General features: G+C 63.5%; 13 protein-coding genes. 5 read left to right on the plus strand and 8 right to left on the minus strand.

What is annotated here, in order from left to right; translation table 11 throughout:
* Positions 1–112 precede the first annotated feature (112 nt).
* Entirely contained in the window at positions 113–1,408 is a 1,296-nt protein-coding gene (locus tag HOY34_RS14050; protein ID WP_172363914.1) for a hypothetical protein, read from the plus strand.
* On the plus strand, positions 1,405–2,775 hold the full coding sequence (locus HOY34_RS14055; protein WP_172363915.1) for a cellulase family glycosylhydrolase: 1,371 nt from the start codon (positions 1,405–1,407) through the stop codon (positions 2,773–2,775). Before HOY34_RS14050 ends, HOY34_RS14055 begins: the two co-directional genes overlap by 4 nt.
* 18 nt (positions 2,776–2,793) lie before the next feature.
* Here the strand turns inward: HOY34_RS14055 and HOY34_RS14060 are convergent, their stop codons facing one another.
* The 7 genes from HOY34_RS14060 to HOY34_RS14090 form a co-directional block, all read right to left on the minus strand.
* Positions 2,794–4,221: an FGGY-family carbohydrate kinase gene (locus HOY34_RS14060; RefSeq protein WP_172363917.1), complete on the minus strand. Its 1,428-nt coding sequence runs from the start codon at positions 4,219–4,221 to the stop codon at positions 2,794–2,796.
* Entirely contained in the window at positions 4,218–4,532 is a 315-nt protein-coding gene (gene rhaM, locus HOY34_RS14065) for an L-rhamnose mutarotase (RefSeq protein WP_172363919.1), read from the minus strand. Before rhaM ends, HOY34_RS14060 begins: the two co-directional genes overlap by 4 nt.
* Entirely contained in the window at positions 4,532–5,545 is a 1,014-nt protein-coding gene (locus HOY34_RS14070; RefSeq protein WP_253944468.1) for an ABC transporter permease, read from the minus strand. Before HOY34_RS14070 ends, rhaM begins: the two co-directional genes overlap by 1 nt.
* On the minus strand, positions 5,542–6,531 hold the full coding sequence (locus tag HOY34_RS14075; RefSeq protein WP_172363921.1) for an ABC transporter permease: 990 nt from the start codon (positions 6,529–6,531) through the stop codon (positions 5,542–5,544). Before HOY34_RS14075 ends, HOY34_RS14070 begins: the two co-directional genes overlap by 4 nt.
* Positions 6,528–8,054 carry a sugar ABC transporter ATP-binding protein gene (locus HOY34_RS14080; RefSeq protein WP_216654754.1) on the minus strand — a complete coding sequence of 509 codons (1,527 nt, stop codon included), beginning with the start codon at positions 8,052–8,054 and terminating at the stop codon, positions 6,528–6,530. Before HOY34_RS14080 ends, HOY34_RS14075 begins: the two co-directional genes overlap by 4 nt.
* Positions 8,055–8,154: 100 nt before the next feature.
* Positions 8,155–9,159, minus strand: a complete 1,005-nt coding sequence (rhaS, locus tag HOY34_RS14085) for a rhamnose ABC transporter substrate-binding protein (RefSeq protein ID WP_172363925.1) — start codon at positions 9,157–9,159, stop codon at positions 8,155–8,157.
* 22 nt (positions 9,160–9,181) lie between these two features.
* Positions 9,182–10,000 carry a DeoR/GlpR family DNA-binding transcription regulator gene (locus HOY34_RS14090; RefSeq protein ID WP_172363927.1) on the minus strand — a complete coding sequence of 273 codons (819 nt, stop codon included), beginning with the start codon at positions 9,998–10,000 and terminating at the stop codon, positions 9,182–9,184.
* Between the two features lie 190 nt (positions 10,001–10,190).
* Here HOY34_RS14090 and HOY34_RS14095 point away from each other — a divergent pair, with 190 nt between their 5' ends.
* From HOY34_RS14095 to HOY34_RS14105, 3 genes are all read left to right on the plus strand, one after another.
* Positions 10,191–12,293 (plus strand): bifunctional rhamnulose-1-phosphate aldolase/short-chain dehydrogenase, encoded by a 2,103-nt coding sequence (locus HOY34_RS14095; protein ID WP_172363929.1) that lies wholly within the window; start codon positions 10,191–10,193, stop codon positions 12,291–12,293.
* Between the two features lie 6 nt (positions 12,294–12,299).
* On the plus strand, positions 12,300–13,574 hold the full coding sequence (rhaI, locus tag HOY34_RS14100) for an L-rhamnose catabolism isomerase (protein WP_172363931.1): 1,275 nt from the start codon (positions 12,300–12,302) through the stop codon (positions 13,572–13,574).
* 100 nt (positions 13,575–13,674) lie between these two features.
* A complete protein-coding gene (locus tag HOY34_RS14105; protein WP_216654755.1) occupies positions 13,675–14,541 on the plus strand; it encodes a sucrase ferredoxin in 867 nt (288 codons plus the stop codon).
* Here HOY34_RS14105 and HOY34_RS14110 read toward each other — a convergent pair.
* A complete protein-coding gene (locus tag HOY34_RS14110) occupies positions 14,533–15,465 on the minus strand; it encodes an ABC transporter substrate-binding protein (RefSeq protein ID WP_216654756.1) in 933 nt (310 codons plus the stop codon). The two genes, HOY34_RS14105 and HOY34_RS14110, sit on opposite strands and share 9 nt — an antisense overlap.
* Between the last annotated feature and the right edge of the window lie 9 nt (positions 15,466–15,474).

Consider the following 15,474-nt stretch of genomic DNA (forward strand, 5'->3'; position numbering starts at 1 on the left):
CGTAAATTTTTTAAGGCGTAATCGGGAGTGTTGAATAACTTAAAGGCGATATTCGCAAAGATAGATCGCTTTTAAATTGCATTGCAATCCCTCTGCGGCCAGACAGAATGCCATGACAGGCATTGTGTCGACCCGCTTCACAGAACCAGGGCTAAGCCCCGCCGCGTCAGGTCTGCGCCAGCTGGCGGCATTCGGGCTATTGGCCTCGGGGCTGTGCTATCTTTGGTTCGATGTGTTTGGCGGCGTGCTGCGGCTGGTCGCGCCCGCGTTTGGGCTGACGCTGCTGATCTATCTGCCCTCGGCCCTGGCGCTGGTTTCGCTGGGGCTGTGGCTTTTGTCGACATTCGGTCGCCCGATGACCAGGCGGGCCGGTATCGCGCTGCTTATGATCCTGCTGGTGGTGCTGGGTGGCGGGCTGATCTCTGCGCTTTTGGGGCGCAGCCTGCCGCAGATCCTGATGGCGCTTTACATCTGGCTGCCGGCTTTCGTCTTTCTGGCCCTGGTTGAGATCGGCCTGAAAGAGCGGCTGCTGCGCAGTTTTCCCGCCATTTTCCTCATCGCCTCACTGGGCGTTTTCCTGAATATATTCATCGAGATGCCCTGGTCCGCCGCCACCTATACCATTGGCGAGTTTGAACGTGACGCCAGCCGCAAATGGAGCTCGGGCGGGATGGACCGCCTGGCGGGGTTCAGCCGCGGCAGCCCGATTGCGGCGGCGCAGATCCTGTTTGGCTATTGCGTGCTGGAAAGCCGCCTGCGCGCATTCTCGTGGCGGGCGCTGTGGTGGGGCTTTGGCCTTGCGATGATCTGGTTCACCAATTCGAAATCGGCGCTGCTGGCGATGGTTCTTCTGCCGCCGACGCTGATGCTGGTGGGGCGGCTGCGTCACAGCCAGAGGTTGCGCAGGGCCTGGGCTGCGGGGGCGCTGGTGCTGGCCTGGATGGGGGTGGTCTATATCGGGCCGCTGCTGTCGGTGCTGTTTGGCAACAGCTATTTCGGCGTGGTCATGGGCGAGACGGTGCGCTCTTCCTTCATCGACCGGGTGGTCAATACCTGGCCGCTGGCGATCTCGGCCATGGAGCTGGAAAGCCATCCGATTCACTGGCTGACCGGGCGCGGCTTTGGCGGTATCGGCGTCGCGCAGACGATGTTTGAGGGGCGCGGCAACCCCGGCGACAATCTGGCGGTCTATCTGTTTGTCAGCTTTGGCCTGATGTCGCTTTTCTTCGCCTGGGCGATCTTTCGCGGCGCGATGGCGGCGATCTTCGCACGCGAGAGCGGGCGGCGCGATTTTGCGCTGATCGTCTCGATGCTGGGCGTGGCCTCAATGGCCAATACGGTCGAGGGGATATTCACCCTGATGATGCTGGCGCTGGCGCTAAGCTGCGGGCGGGGGCGAGGCGTGTGAGAGGGGGCTGGCTGGCCCTGATCGTGATTGCCTTCGCGCTGACCGCCTGGGCCTGGCCGCGCGAACAGGGCTCGCAAGGCGAGGTGCTGGCGCAAGGCGAGGTGCTGGCGCAAGGTGTGGTGCTGGCGCAGGGTGATATGCTGGCCGGGTTCGGGATCAGCACCCATGCGCTGCAACCGGGCGATCCGGCGCGGATCCGGGCGCTTGGGTTTCGCTATGCCCGCCTCGATCTGACCTGGGCCCGGATTGAAACCCGCGCGGGCCTTTACGACTGGGAAAGCTATGACCGCCGCATCGCGGATCTGGCGGCCCAGGGGCTGCGCCCGGTGCTGATCCTGGCCTATTCCAACCCGCTTTATGCGCCGCCCTCGCAAAGCCGTCAGCAGGCTGCGGCCTGGAACGCGCCCGCCTCTGCCCAGGCCCGCGCCGCCTATACGGCCTGGGCCGTCGCGGCCGCCCGGCGATACAACCGCTATAATCCGGTGCTGGAACTGTGGAACGAGCCCGATTCCGAAGTGTTCTGGCCGCCAAAGGCCGATGCCGACGCCTATATCCGGCTGGCCCAGGACAGCTGTCAGGCCATTCGCCGGGCCACCCCCGAGGCAGAGATCTGGGGACCAGCGCTCAGCGCGATCGGCAATGAAAACGGGCGGGCCTCGGCCTTTCTGGCGGCGGTTCTGGTCTCGGATCTGCCCGATTGCCTGTCGGCGATCAGCCTGCATCCCTATCTCTCCTTGCATGAGGTTGAGGATCTGGCGGGCTATTGGGCGCAGATCAGGGCGCTGCCCGGCGCGGCGGGGCGGCGCTTTGTGGCCAGCGAATGGGGGTTCTCCTCGGCATTTCGGGGCATGGATGACCAGATCCAGGCCAGCTATCTGATCCGTTTCGCGGCACTGGCGCATATGGCCGGGCAGGGCCCCTCGCTTTGGTATACCTGGCGCAATGAGGGGGCGGATCCGACGGTCTATGTGCATAATTACGGGCTGGTTTTCCCGGATGGCAGCCCGAAACCCGCCTATCACGCGCTGGCGACTTTTCGCGCCATGACCCTGGGACGCGAGCATCAGTGCCTGCTGGAAAACGATGATCTGACCGCGCTTTACGCCTGGTCACAATCAGCGCCCCAGGACGTGCTGATGATCGTCTGGCGCAAAGCGGGGCGGCTGTTCCCGGCGATCAGTGGCAGCTTGCGCCCTGATCTGCCAGAGGGTGCAACAGAGGTCCGCGCCGCGAACCTTTATGGCCAGCCGCATAGCTTTGCAGGGGATGCCCCCACGCAGGGGTTGCAGCTTTCGGGCCAGCCGATGCCCTGGTATATCCGCTGGCAGGGCGATCTGCCCGCCGCCTGTGTCGCCGCCCCCGGCTAAGGCGCCGGAGGCAATCGATCAGTCCCCGACGCGTTCACGCCAGGCCTTCGCATAGGCGCGAAGGGCCTGGTGATCTGCGGGCAGGGCGCGGGGCTGTGCGGTGTCAGAGACAGATCCCGCCGCCTCTTGCGCCGGAAAGGCCAGCATCGCCGCCCCGGCCGAGGTTCCGGTGACCGAGGCCGAGACCGCCACCCCATCCGGGCGCAGCGCCGCCAGCATGTCAAGGTAATCGGGGTTGCGGGAAAATGGCCCCTCGACCAGGGTCGGCCCGGTTGCACCGATCAGCCCCAGCCCGGTCTCGGTCATCAGCGCCAGGTAGAAAGACAGCGCGGCCAGCTTCTGACCCTCGGTGGCGGGGGGGGATGTCCATTGCATCTGCCGCCCCTGGAAGGGGCCCGATCCCGGCTCTGCAGCAGGCAGGATCATCACGCCCTGGGTCAGGACATTCGCCCGGTCCTCAGGCGTGGGCTGCAGGCCGCTGCCCGCGCGGATGATCTCATACTCGCGCCCGCCCATGAACCGGGCCGAGGGCACCGGCTGGCCAAGCGCGTTCACATTGACCAGAAGATCGCGGCCCGGATCCAGATCACGGCGCGGCGCGCCGACCGCCATCGAAATCACCCAGGTTCCGGTTGAGACCACTGAAAAGGCACCCGCCCCGCCCTGAATACCCTGACGCGCCTGGATATGCGGGTAAAGCGAGGCATTGCTGTCATGGATGCCGACCGACACCGGGGTCTGCGGCGAAAGCCCGGTCTGCGCGGCGATCTGCGGCAAAAGACGGCCCAGAACCTCGCCGGGCTGGCGGGCGGGGGCCAGGCGATCGGTAATGCCCAGCCGCGCGGCCAGCGAGGAAAACGCCCCCGTCCAGGGGTTCCACAGATCGGTATGGCAGCCCAGAGAGGTGACATCGCTTGCCAGCTCGCCGGTCAGGCGCCAGCCCCAGTATTGCGGATAGGTCAGCACATGGGCCGTTTGCTCCAAAAGCCGGGGCCGGGTCTGGAACAGCCAGTAAAGCTGCGCCCCGAGGTTCAGCCCCATCGGCAGGCGGGGCGAGCCGGTTTCCGCAAAATCGGGGCGGATCCGGTCGTAATCGGCGGCCAGCCTATCCGGGCCATCATGCTCATAATCCAGCATCGGCGTGGCCAGCTGCCCGGCCGCATCCAGCAGCACCGCCGAGGCCGCATGGGTGGTGACCGAAATCGCATCAACCCCGTGCTGCGCATGAAAGGCGGCCAGATGAGTGAGAAAGAAATCCCAATGCGCGGCAAGGTCGAAATGGGGATAGGGGGGGCCTTGCAGCACCCTGTTTGGCCGGGTGACGACGGCCAGCTCTTGCAGCGTTTCCGCCTCGACCAGGGCCAGCTTGGCATTGGTCTTGCCGATGTCGATCACGGCGATATGGCGCAGGGCCGTGGCAGCCGGGGCAATGGCAGGGGCTGTCATGGCAGGTGAAAGACCTGTGTCAGCGGCACCGAGACCGGCTCATTTCCGGGGTGGGTCTGCATCAGATCGGCCATATAGGCCCACCAGCGCTGCATCACCGGATGATCGGGCAGGGCGGCCATCTGATGATCGGCGCGGCGGGTCAGAATGCCGAACAGCGCCTGGGTTTCGGGATCAAGGAAGATGCTGTAATCCGAGACGCCCGCCTCTTTCAGCAGCTGCGACAGCTCTGGCCAGATCGCATCATGGCGGGCGCGGTATTCGGCCTCCATCCCGGGATGCAGTTGCATGCGAAAAGCATAGCGTTCCATCAGCGCCTCACCATTTTCCAAAGCCGGGGCAGGGCGATCACCCCGATCAAAAGCGCCCCGATGATGATCGACATCACGATGCCCGGCACGTTCAGAAGCCCAAGGCCGAAGGTCAAAAGCCCCATGATCAGCGCCGCCAGCACCACCCCCGGGATCGAGCCTGATCCGCCAAGGATCGACACGCCGCCAAGCACCACCATCGTGACCACCTCAAGCTCGAACCCCTGGGCGATCGAGGGGCGGGTCGAGCCAAGGCGCGAGGTCAGGCAGATCGCGGCGATTGCGCTCATCACGCCGGTCAGCAGGAAAAGGATAAAGCGGACACGGTTGACGCGGATCCCGGAAAACCGCGCGGCGGTGGCATTGTTGCCGATGGCATAGACCATGCGCCCGAATGAGGTTCCATGCAGCAAAAGCCCGAAGAGAACGGCGAAAAGGGCAAAGAGCACCAGCTCGAATGTGATCACCCACCAGACATAGCCCTGGCCGAAGAAGGCGAAATCCGCCGGATAGCCGGTGAAGGCCCCATCCCCCAGCACGATATAAGAGATGCCGCGGAAAAGGCTCATGGTGCCGATGGTGACGACGATGGACGGCAGGCCCATCCCGGCAACCAGCACCCCGTTGAAGGCCCCGCACAAAAGCCCGGTGCCCAGCCCCAGAAACACCAGCACCGGGGTAGAGGCCCCCAGCCCCATCGCAACCCCCATCACCGTTGAGACCAGCGCCATGATCGAGGCCACCGACAGATCAATATCGCCCGCAATGATCAGCAGCGCCATGGCAAAGGCGATCATCGCCTTTTCGGTAAAGTTGAAACTGGCGTCCGAGAGGCTCCAGGGATCCAGGAAATAGGGCGAGGCGAAAGAGTTGAAGATGAAGATCGCCACGGCGACCACCAGCAAAAGCGCCTCCCAGCTTTTCAGCCCGCGCTTCCAGCCAGAGGTCAGGCGGTCGGGGATCTGGCGGCCCTTTGCCACCGGGGCGCTTTTGTTCATGCTGATATCGGTCATGCGCGGGCCTCCGGCGATTTGTGTTCGGCCTGTTTCAGGATGATGCGGCCTTTGGGGCCCTGGCCGCGTGCGTTGAAGGCGATGGCGATCAGAATGGCGGTGCCCGAGATGGCCATTTGTGCAAAAGGCGATATCCCCGCGACAGGCAGCGCGTTTTTCACGATGCCAAGGAAGATCGCGCCCATCACCGCGCCTGCGACTGATCCTGCGCCGCCTGCGATGGCGATGCCGCCAATCACGCAGGCCGCGACGATATCCAGCTCAAACCCGCTGGCGATATCGACATAGGCCACCGCATAGCGCGCCACCCAAAGATAGCCGACCAGCCCCGCCAATGCGCCCGAAAGGGTAAAGGCCCAGAACTGCGTTTTGCCAACCGAGATCCCGGTATAGACGGCCGCATGCGGGTTGCCGCCCACCGCGTAAAAGGCCCGCCCCAGCGGGGTGCGGTTCACCAGCACCCAGGCGGCGATCACGATGGCAATCATGATCCAGGCCATGACCGGCAGCCCCAGAAACACCGCCCGGGGGAAGGCCTTGAACCCGTCGCTCATCTGATGGGCATTGATCCATTGCCCTTTGGTCAGCAGAAAGATCGTGCCGCGATAGATGGTCATGGTGCCCAGGGTCACCACGATTGAGGGGATGCCCAGCTTCCAGACCAACAGCCCGTTGATCGCGCCCAGCACCGCCCCCAGCACCACCACCGCCAGCAAGATCAGCGGCAGCGGCAGCCCGGCCATGTTCAAAAGCCCCGCCACCATCCCGCAAAGCGCCAGCGTCGCGGCCATCGACAGATCAATGCATTTCGTCAGGATCACCACCATCTGGCCAAGCGCCAGAATGATCAGCGGCGAGGTATCGGTCAGCACATTCGCAAGGCTGCCGGGGCGGACAAAGCCGGGGAAGCGGCTGGCGACCACCGCCAGCAAAACCAGGATGGCCAGGGCAAGAATGGCCTCACGCGATTTCAGAAAGGCACTCATGCCGCTGCTCCTTCGATACCGGCGGCGGCGCGCACCAGGTTTTCAGGCGTCATCTGATCGCCGGTGAATTCGGCGGCGATACGGCCCTCGCGCATGACGATCACCCGGTCTGACATGCCCAGAACCTCGGGGATTTCCGAGCTGACCATGATCACCGCCAGCCCCTCGGCTGCCAGTTCCGACATGAAGTCATGCACCGCTGCCTTGGATCCGATGTCGATGCCCTTGGTTGGCTCATCAAGGATGATGATCCGGGGCTTTGTCGCCAGCCATTTCGCAATCACTACCTTTTGCTGATTGCCGCCCGACAGAAGGCCGATGTCCTGGTCAAGGCTGGCCGCCCGCAGATCAAGGCGCTGCGTGTAATCGCGGGCCATCGCAAATTCCTCGGCCAGCCGCAAAAAGCCCGAGCGACTGGTGCGGTTCAATGAGGGCAGGGTGACGTTCTGGAAAATCGGCAGCCCTTTCACCGCGCCCTGGCGGCCGCGATCCTCGGGCACATAGACGATGCCGGCATTCACCGCCTCAGCGGTCGAGCGCAGCACCATCACCTGGCCGTCGACCCGGCAGGCCCCCTTTGAGGGGCGGGTGATCCCGAACAGCGCCTGCATCACCTCTGACCGGCCCGCGCCGACCAGACCGTAAAAGCCAAGGATCTCGCCCCTGTGCAGCGTAAAGCCGATGTCGTCGAATTCGGTCGGATGCGAATAGCCCGCAACCGTCAGCACGGGGGCGCCGATCTCGGCGTGGCGTTTGGGGTAGATCTGATCCACCTCGCGCCCGACCATCAGCTGCACCAGCCGCGCCTCGTCGACCTCTGACATCAGGCCCGCGCCGACATATTGGCCATCGCGGAACACCGTCCAGCGGTCTGCGATGCGGAAGATCTCATCGAATTTATGGCTGATGAAGAGGATCGCTTTGCCCTGGGCCTTCAGCTTTTCGACCAGCTCATAAAGCTCGTGGATTTCTTTGTGCGACAGCGCGGCGGTCGGCTCGTCCATGATCACCACCTGCGCGTCAATCGACAGGGCGCGGGCAATGGCAACCAGGTGTTTTGAGGCGATGCCCAGCTCTCGCAGGCGTTGACGCGGATCCAGATCGGCCCCGATCGAGGCCAGCAGGCGGCGCGCCTCATTCTCCATCCGGCGGGTGTCGATCAGCCCGAAACGGCCGCGCGGCGCATGGCCGATGAAGATGTTTTCGGCCACCGTCAGCTCGTCAAAGAGCACGGTTTCCTGGTGGATGGCGGTGACGCCTGCCTCACCCGCAGCCTGGGCGGTGGGGAAGCGGGTTTCGCGGCCATTGACCTGGATCACGCCCTCATCGGGCTGGTAGATCCCGGTCAGGATCTTGACGATGGTGGATTTCCCCGCGCCATTCTCGCCGATCAGCGCGGTGACCTGGCCCGGGAACAGCTCCAGCCCGACGCCGTTCAGCGCCCGCACACCGGGGAAACTTTTGGTAATGCCGCTGAGGCGAAGCACAGGCGTGCCGCCCGCAGCCGAGGTATCGGCCTGCATGGAATTCGCGTCCTGGATCAAGGGGCTTTTTTTGGGCTGTGTGGCGGTGGGGCCCCGGACATGCGGCACTGCCGCCGCCCGGGGCCCCGGGTTTGCGCGATCAGAAGACCGACGAGAACTCGTCGATATTCGAGGCGTCATAGGTGAAGGGGTCCGACATCGCGCCTTCGCCATTCTCATCAAGCGTCACAGTGCCGATGCGGCCCATCGGGATTGAGGCGCCCGGCTCTGCCTTGGCTTTGCCCGTGGTCAGCTCATAGGCGATATAAGTCGCCGCATAGCCCAGATCGACCGGATTCCAGATCGCAAAGGATTTCGACGCGCCCGATTTCACGTGACCCGCCATTTCCGAGGGCAGGCCAAGGCCCGTGACATTGACCTCGCCGATTTTGCCGGCATCGGTCACCGCCTGGGCTGCGGCCACGATCCCCACGCTGGTCGGCGCGATGATCGCTTTCAGGTTCGGATAGGTCTGCAACAGGCCCTGGGTCTCGCGGTAGGATTTATCCGCCAGGTCGTCACCGTAAACGGTGACCACAACATTGATGCCGGCGTAATTCGGCAGCACCTTCGTCGCCTCTTCGATCCAGATATTCTGGTTGGTAGAGGTGGTGGTGGCCGACAGGAAGGCCACATCGCCGCCCTCAGGCAGCTGATCCGCGGCCAATTTGACGATGGTATTGCCGATCAGCGGGTTCGACGAGGGGTTCAGGTGCATCTGGCGGCCCTCGGCGGCGACGCCCGAATCCCAGCTGATCACCGTGATGCCGCGATCCATGGCGCGCTTCAGCGCCGGAACCAGCGCATCGGTGTCATTGGCCGAGATCGCAATCGCATCGACGCGCTGCGCGATCAGGGCGTTGATCACCTCGATCTGGCCAGCTGCGGTGGTGGTGGTCGGGCCGGTGTAGATGATCTCGACATCGCCCAGCTCTTTGGCGGCCTCTTCGGCGCCACGGGCTGCGGCCTCGAAAAAGCCGTTGCCCAGCGATTTCACCACCAGCGCGATGCGCCTGGTTTCCGCCTGTGCGGCGCTGGCCAGCAGCGCGGTTGCCAGCGCGGCTGCGGTGGCGGTGGTCGTCAGTGCCTTTTTCAGAATGCTCATTTGGTTCTCCTCCCCAGAGCGGTTATGCGCGCGTCTCCTCTTCGGCGCGTATTTTGCTTTCAGCTGCGGCCAGCTCGGCCACGATCAGTTTCACCTCGGCCGCCTCAAGCATCTTTGCCGCGCGGTCGTCTATCCCGTCATCGGTGATCACGGTGTCGATCCGCGACAGCGGGCAAAGCAGCAGGCTGGAGCGGCTGGCGAACTTCGAGCTGTCGGCCAGGACGACCAGCTCATCGGCCTGACCGATCAGCTTTTGCTCGGCCTGAACCAGCAGCGGATCACCCTCCATCAGGCCCAGCGGGCCAAGGCCCCGGCAGCCCATGAACATGCGCCGCGCATAGAAATGGCGGCTGCCATCCTCGTCGAAGGGCGAAAGGATGATGCTTTGTTCGCGGTAGATCGCGCCTGCGGGCAGCATCACGGTGTTTTTCGAATGTTTCAGCAGATGTTCCGCGATGGGAAAGCTGTTGGTAAAAACCTGGCAGCGCTTTGTCGTCAGCGGATGCACCATCTGGAAGGTCGTCGTGCCGCCATTGATGATGATCGCGTCACCATCCTTGCACAGCTCGACGGCCGCACGGGCAATGGCGCGTTTTTGCGCCGCATGGATGGTTTCCTGCAGCGCGAAGGGGCGGGCATTGATGCCCACGAAATCGGGCGGAGAGATCGCCTCGGCACCGCCCCGCACCCGGCGCAGCTTTTTCTGAACATGCAGGGTGGCAATGTCACGCCGGATCGTCGCCTCAGAGGCATCCGTCATCGCGCAGAGATCCGGCACGGTCACGACCGGCCGCTCTTGCACAGCAGACAGAATGACGCGGTGGCGTTCCGTTTCGTGCATATTGTCCTCCCTCTCGATCCGTAAGTTTCAACGCAAAACACTCATTGTCAATCATTTTCAATCGCAGAAACGCATTCTGCAGCTGCACAATGATTGAACATGATCGAAAATGATTGACAATGCGCCCCGCCCTGCGTCAGTTTTCGCCGCAAGGAGGCGCAGCGCTTCGCTTGCGTATTGGGAGGACATCATGGTCGCAACCCCCGCCGGAAATCGGCTTGAGAACCTTTGGGATGACGCAAAAGCCGCGTCGATGAGCGAATCGGAAAAGCTGCTTTACCGCTCGAACCTGCTTGGATCGGACAAGCGGGTCACCAATTATGGCGGCGGCAATACCTCGGCCAAGGTGATGGAAACCGATCCGCTGGGCGGTGGCCAGGCCGAGGTGCTTTGGGTCAAAGGCTCTGGCGGCGATATCGGCTCTATGAAAATGGACGGCTTTTCCACGCTTTACATGGACAAGCTGCGGGCGCTGAAGGGGCTTTATCGCGGTGTGGCCTTTGAGGATGAGATGGTCGGCTATCTGCCGCATTGCACCTTCAATCTGAACCCGCGCGCCGCCTCGATCGACACGCCGCTGCATGCCTATGTGCCGAAGAAACACGTCGATCATGTGCATTCCGATGCGATCATCGCCATCGCGGCCTCGGTCAATTCGAAAGAGCTGACGGCTGAGATCTTCGGCGATGAGATCGGCTGGCTGCCCTGGAAAAAGCCGGGCTATGAGCTGGGCCTCTGGCTTGAGAAACTGGCCACCGAAAACCCCGGCATGCGCGGGGCGGTGCTGGAAAGCCACGGGCTTTTCACCTGGGCGGATGATGCGAAAGACTGCTATCTGACCACGCTTGAGATCATCAACAAAGCCGCCACCTGGCTTGAGGTGAAATCGGCGGGCAAGCCCGCTTTCGGCGGCGCGAAAGTGCCGACGCTGCCCGCAGATGAGCGCCGCGCGATTGCGGCCAGGCTGATGCCGGTGATCCGTGGCCTGATCTCGAAAGAGCGTCACAAGATCGGCCATTTCGACGATCAGGATGCGGTGCTGGAATTTGTCGCCTCGCAGGATTTTGCCCGGCTGGCGCCGCTTGGCACCTCTTGCCCGGATCATTTCCTGCGCACCAAGATCCGCCCGCAGGTGGTCGATTTCGATCCGGCCAACCCCGATCTGGACAAGACAATCGCCAGCCTTCCCGCCGCCGCCGAGGCCTATCGCGCCGATTACACCGCCTATTATGAGCGCTGCAAAAAGCCCGACAGTCCCGCTTTGCGCGATCCGAATGCGGTGGTCTGGCTGGTGCCGGGTGTCGGCATGATCACCTTCGCGCTGGACAGGGCCACCGCCCGGATCTCGGGCGAGTTCTATGTCAACGCGATCAATGTGATGCGCGGATCCTCGGCCGTCTCGACCTATCAGGGCCTGCCGGAACAGGAGGCCTTTGATATTGAATACTGGCTTCTGGAAGAGGCGAAACTGGCCCGTATGCCAAAGCCGAAGGCGCTGGCAGGGCGTGTCGCGCTGGTGACGGGGGGTGCAGGTGGCATCGGATCCGCCACGGCCGAGCGGCTTTTGCGTGACGGCGCCTGCGTGGTCCTGGCCGATATTGACGCTGCGGCTGCGGCCGATGTGGCGGCGGGCATGGCAAAGGTCTTTGGCCAGGATGCGGTGCGTTCGGTTGCGATGAATGTCACCGTCGAATCAGATGTGGCTGAGGCCTTCGCCTTTGCCGCGCTGGAATTTGGCGGCGTTGATATTCTGGTCTCGAACGCCGGGATCGCGTCCTCGGCGCCGATTGAAGAGACCTCGCTCGCGCTTTGGAACAAGAACATGGATATCCTTTCGACGGGGTATTTCCTGGTCTCGCGTGAGGCATTCAAACTGCTGCGCCAGCAGGGGATTGGCGGCTCGGTGGTGTTTGTGGCCTCTAAGAACGGGTTGGCGGCCTCGCCCAATGCGGCGGCCTATTGCACCGCGAAGGCTGCAGAGATCCATCTGGCGCGCTGCCTTGCGCTGGAAGGGGCAGAGGCCGGGATCCGCGTCAATGTGGTCAACCCCGATGCGGTGCTGCGTGGATCAAAAATCTGGTCGGGCGAGTGGCTGGATCAGCGCGCCAGCACCTATCAGACCGACAAAGAGGGGCTGGAAGAGATGTATCGCAGCCGCTCGATGCTGAAGCGCTCGGTCCTGCCCGAGGATATCGCCGAGGGGATCTGGTTCTTCGTTTCTGACCTGTCGGCGAAATCGACCGGGAACATTCTCAATGTCGATGCCGGCAATGTGCAGGCCTTCACAAGGTAATCCGCCATGTTTGACAAGACCATCATCGAGGCTGAAAACGCGCGGGCAGATGCCGATCTGCAGGCCGATTACGATATGCTTGGCACGCAGCTGGCGCGTCAGGGCATGGATATCGAGGCGCTGACCACCCGCGCCGCCGCCTTTGGCGTGGCGGTGCCCAGCTGGGGCACCGGCACCGGCGGCACCCGTTTCGCCCGCTTTCCGGGCGAGGGCGAGCCGCGCAATATCTTTGACAAGCTGGATGACTGCGGCGTCATCCATCAGCTGACGGGCGCGACCCCGAAAGTGTCCCTGCATATCCCCTGGGACAAGGCCGCGCCTGCCGATCTGCTGGCGAAAGCCGCAGAATGGGGCCTGGGGTTCGATGCGATGAATTCGAACACCTTCCAGGACCACGCCGATATGGCGCATAGCTTCAAATACGGCTCGCTGTCGCATAATAAGGCCGCCACCCGCCAGCAGGCCATCGACCACAATATCGAAACCATCGAGATCGGTGCGAAACTGGGGTCCAAAGCGCTGACCGTCTGGATCGGTGACGGCTCTAACTTCCCGGGCCAGACCAGCCTTTCAAAGCAGTTCGACCGTTATCTGGCCTCGATGAAAGAGGTCTATAAGGCGCTGCCCGCAGACTGGCGGATCTTCTCGGAACATAAAATTTATGAGCCAGCCTTCTATTCGACGGTGGTGCAGGACTGGGGCACCAGCCTGATGATCGCGCAGGAGCTGGGCGACAAAGCCCAATGCCTGGTCGATCTTGGCCACCATGCTCCGAACGTCAATATCGAGATGATCGTGGCGCGGCTGATCCGGGCGGGCAAGCTGGGCGGCTTCCATTTCAACGATTCCAAATATGGGGATGATGATCTGGATGCAGGCACCATCGAGCCCTATCGGCTGTTCCTCGTCTGGAATGAGCTGGTCGAGCTTGAGGATACGCCCGGCCTGAACCTGGCGCATATGATCGATCAGTCGCATAATGTGACCGATCCGATCGAAAGCCTGATCGTCTCTGCCATTGAGATCGAGCGGGCCTTCGTGCAGGCAAGCCTTGTCGATCGCAAGGCGCTGGCGGGCTATCAGGACGCAAATGACGCGCTGATGGCATCAAAGACGCTGCGCCGCGCGTTCCAGACCGATGTCTCGCCCATCCTGGCCATGGCCCGCAAGCGCAAGGGCGCGGCGATTGACCCGATTGCCACCTACCGCGCCAGTGGCTACCGGGCCGCAGTCGCGGCGGTGCGCCCGAAGGTTGCAGGCGGCGGTGGCGGCATCGTCTGAGCGGATGCGGGTTGCGCGGGGCGGTCTGCGCCTTGATCCGGCCATAGCGCGACCTTAGCGACGCGCTATGCCTTCCCATAAATTCTGCCGGGATCTGTGCATGTCCCGTGCCGAGCCCATGCCTGGCGCAGGGGCTGCTGCCCGCCACTATGTGCTTTTGCATTGGCCCCGCGCCCATTGGCGGGTGCCGCGGATTGCCTCTTTCGGCATGCCCGAAGATCTGAGCGCGGCGATCATAGCGGCGCATGAGGCGGGGCTTCATGTCGCGCTGGTCGAGGGCGATCAGATCGCGCTTAGCTCGGGGGCAGAGGTGCTGCCCGCAGCCAGCCCTTCTGAGGCGGCGGCGGCTATTTTGCGGCTGGCAAGGGGTGGGGCGCTGGCAGAGGCAGGCCAGCTGCATCATGACCCCCGTATCACCATCATGTGCTGCACCGATGGCAAGATGGACCCCTGCTGCGCGCGTTATGGTTTTGCCACCTGGAAGGCGCTGCGGGCTGCGGCCGATCCGGCCCGGTTCCGGGTGCTGCAATCGACGCATATCGGCGGCTGCAGGTTCGCGGCCTCATTGCTGGTGCTGCCGGAAAGGGCGCGTTACGGGCGGCTGGAACCTGCGCAGGTGCCGGATTTTCTGGCGGCGCTTGCGCTTGGCCAGCCCTATCTGCCCGCCTGGCGGGGCGATGCGCGGCTAGATCCGGCGGCCCAGGTGGCCGATCATGCCGCCCGCGCCTATGCGGCGACGCGTGGTGAAACTCTGGCCACCCCGCCCGAGGCGGTTTTTACCGATGATGCCGGGGCGGTCTTTCATGCGGCCTTGCCCTCTGGCAGGGTTGAGATCCGGCTGCATGAGGCGGATTTCGCGGTCAATACCAGGTGCCGGACCATGACCGGGGATGCCCCGCCGGAAACCGCGCGGCACTGGCTGCTCAGCTCGCTTGTGCCGCTGGGGGGGGTAGGCGGATCAGGGTAGCTGACGCAGCGCCTCGCGCTCGGCGATATGCGAGAACAGCAGCGTGGCGGAGCCGATCAGCCCGCCCATCGTCTCGCCATAGCGGCTGCGGTTCAGGTAAAGGAACTGGCTGTTGCGCACCGCGAACAGGGCTTTCCATTGCGCGGTCTGGCGAAAGGCGCGGGTCTCTGCCTCTTCGTCCAGGGCCTCTTCATAGGTGTCGATGAGGAAATCGCTGTCGAAATCCGCCAGCCGCTCAAGGCTGTAGGGGATGTCGGCGGCGTGGCTGTCATAGGCGGGCACATGGCCAAGGTCGAAATCGGCGATCACCTGCTCGATGCCGCCGCGCCCGATCAGGCGAAAGCCGTCACGGTAGATCTCTAACGGGGTGACGGTGATCCTGTCCGCATCGGGCACCCGGCGGCGAAAGGCGGCGACGATGGTCTGATATTCGCCCGCCAGTTCCTGGTATCGGTCCTGCCGCCCGACCAGATCGGCCAGCTCGGCCGCGCTGGCCCCGATCCCCTTTTCTCGCAGCGGCAGCAGCACAACGGGTGCGATTGCCGAAAGCCTGTCGCGCAGCGCCGCGTGATAGGAGAGGCCAATGATCAGATCGGGCTTCAGCGCGGCGATGGTTTCCAGGTCAGGGGCCTGATGGGTGCCGATATAGGCGATGCCAGCCGTGTCATAGCGCCCTGAACTGCCGCGAAACTGCGTTTCGGCCCAAAGCCTTTTGCGCCCGGTTGAGCCGCAGGGCGTGACCCCGAACTCCAGCAGCTGGGCGGTCAGACTGAAATCGTGGAGCGAGACGATGCAGCGCGGGGTGACGGGCACTTCGGTCGTGCCGAATTCATTGGTGAAGATGCGGGCCTGGCGGTCCTCGGCCTTTGCGCCGGGGATCTGCAGGGAAAGCACCAGCAAGGCAGCCAGCAGGCGGGACATCATGCGCGGGCT

Source organism: Pseudogemmobacter hezensis (assembly GCF_013155295.1).
Lineage (GTDB): Bacteria > Pseudomonadota > Alphaproteobacteria > Rhodobacterales > Rhodobacteraceae > Pseudogemmobacter > Pseudogemmobacter hezensis.

Coding starts and splice junctions, on each gene's coding strand:
- rhaM (WP_172363919.1), bottom strand. CDS start 4,532: ATGGAACGCTATGCTTTTCGCATGCAACTGCATCCCGGGATGGAGGCC.
- HOY34_RS14095 (WP_172363929.1), top strand. CDS start 10,191: ATGGTCGCAACCCCCGCCGGAAATCGGCTTGAGAACCTTTGGGATGAC.
- HOY34_RS14080 (WP_216654754.1), bottom strand. CDS start 8,054: ATGCAGGCCGATACCTCGGCTGCGGGCGGCACGCCTGTGCTTCGCCTC.
- HOY34_RS14110 (WP_216654756.1), bottom strand. CDS start 15,465: ATGATGTCCCGCCTGCTGGCTGCCTTGCTGGTGCTTTCCCTGCAGATC.
- HOY34_RS14090 (WP_172363927.1), bottom strand. CDS start 10,000: ATGCACGAAACGGAACGCCACCGCGTCATTCTGTCTGCTGTGCAAGAG.
- HOY34_RS14070 (WP_253944468.1), bottom strand. CDS start 5,545: ATGACCGATATCAGCATGAACAAAAGCGCCCCGGTGGCAAAGGGCCGC.
- rhaS (WP_172363925.1), bottom strand. CDS start 9,159: ATGAGCATTCTGAAAAAGGCACTGACGACCACCGCCACCGCAGCCGCG.
- HOY34_RS14060 (WP_172363917.1), bottom strand. CDS start 4,221: ATGACAGCCCCTGCCATTGCCCCGGCTGCCACGGCCCTGCGCCATATC.
- rhaI (WP_172363931.1), top strand. CDS start 12,300: ATGTTTGACAAGACCATCATCGAGGCTGAAAACGCGCGGGCAGATGCC.
- HOY34_RS14050 (WP_172363914.1), top strand. CDS start 113: ATGACAGGCATTGTGTCGACCCGCTTCACAGAACCAGGGCTAAGCCCC.
- HOY34_RS14075 (WP_172363921.1), bottom strand. CDS start 6,531: ATGAGTGCCTTTCTGAAATCGCGTGAGGCCATTCTTGCCCTGGCCATC.
- HOY34_RS14105 (WP_216654755.1), top strand. CDS start 13,675: ATGTCCCGTGCCGAGCCCATGCCTGGCGCAGGGGCTGCTGCCCGCCAC.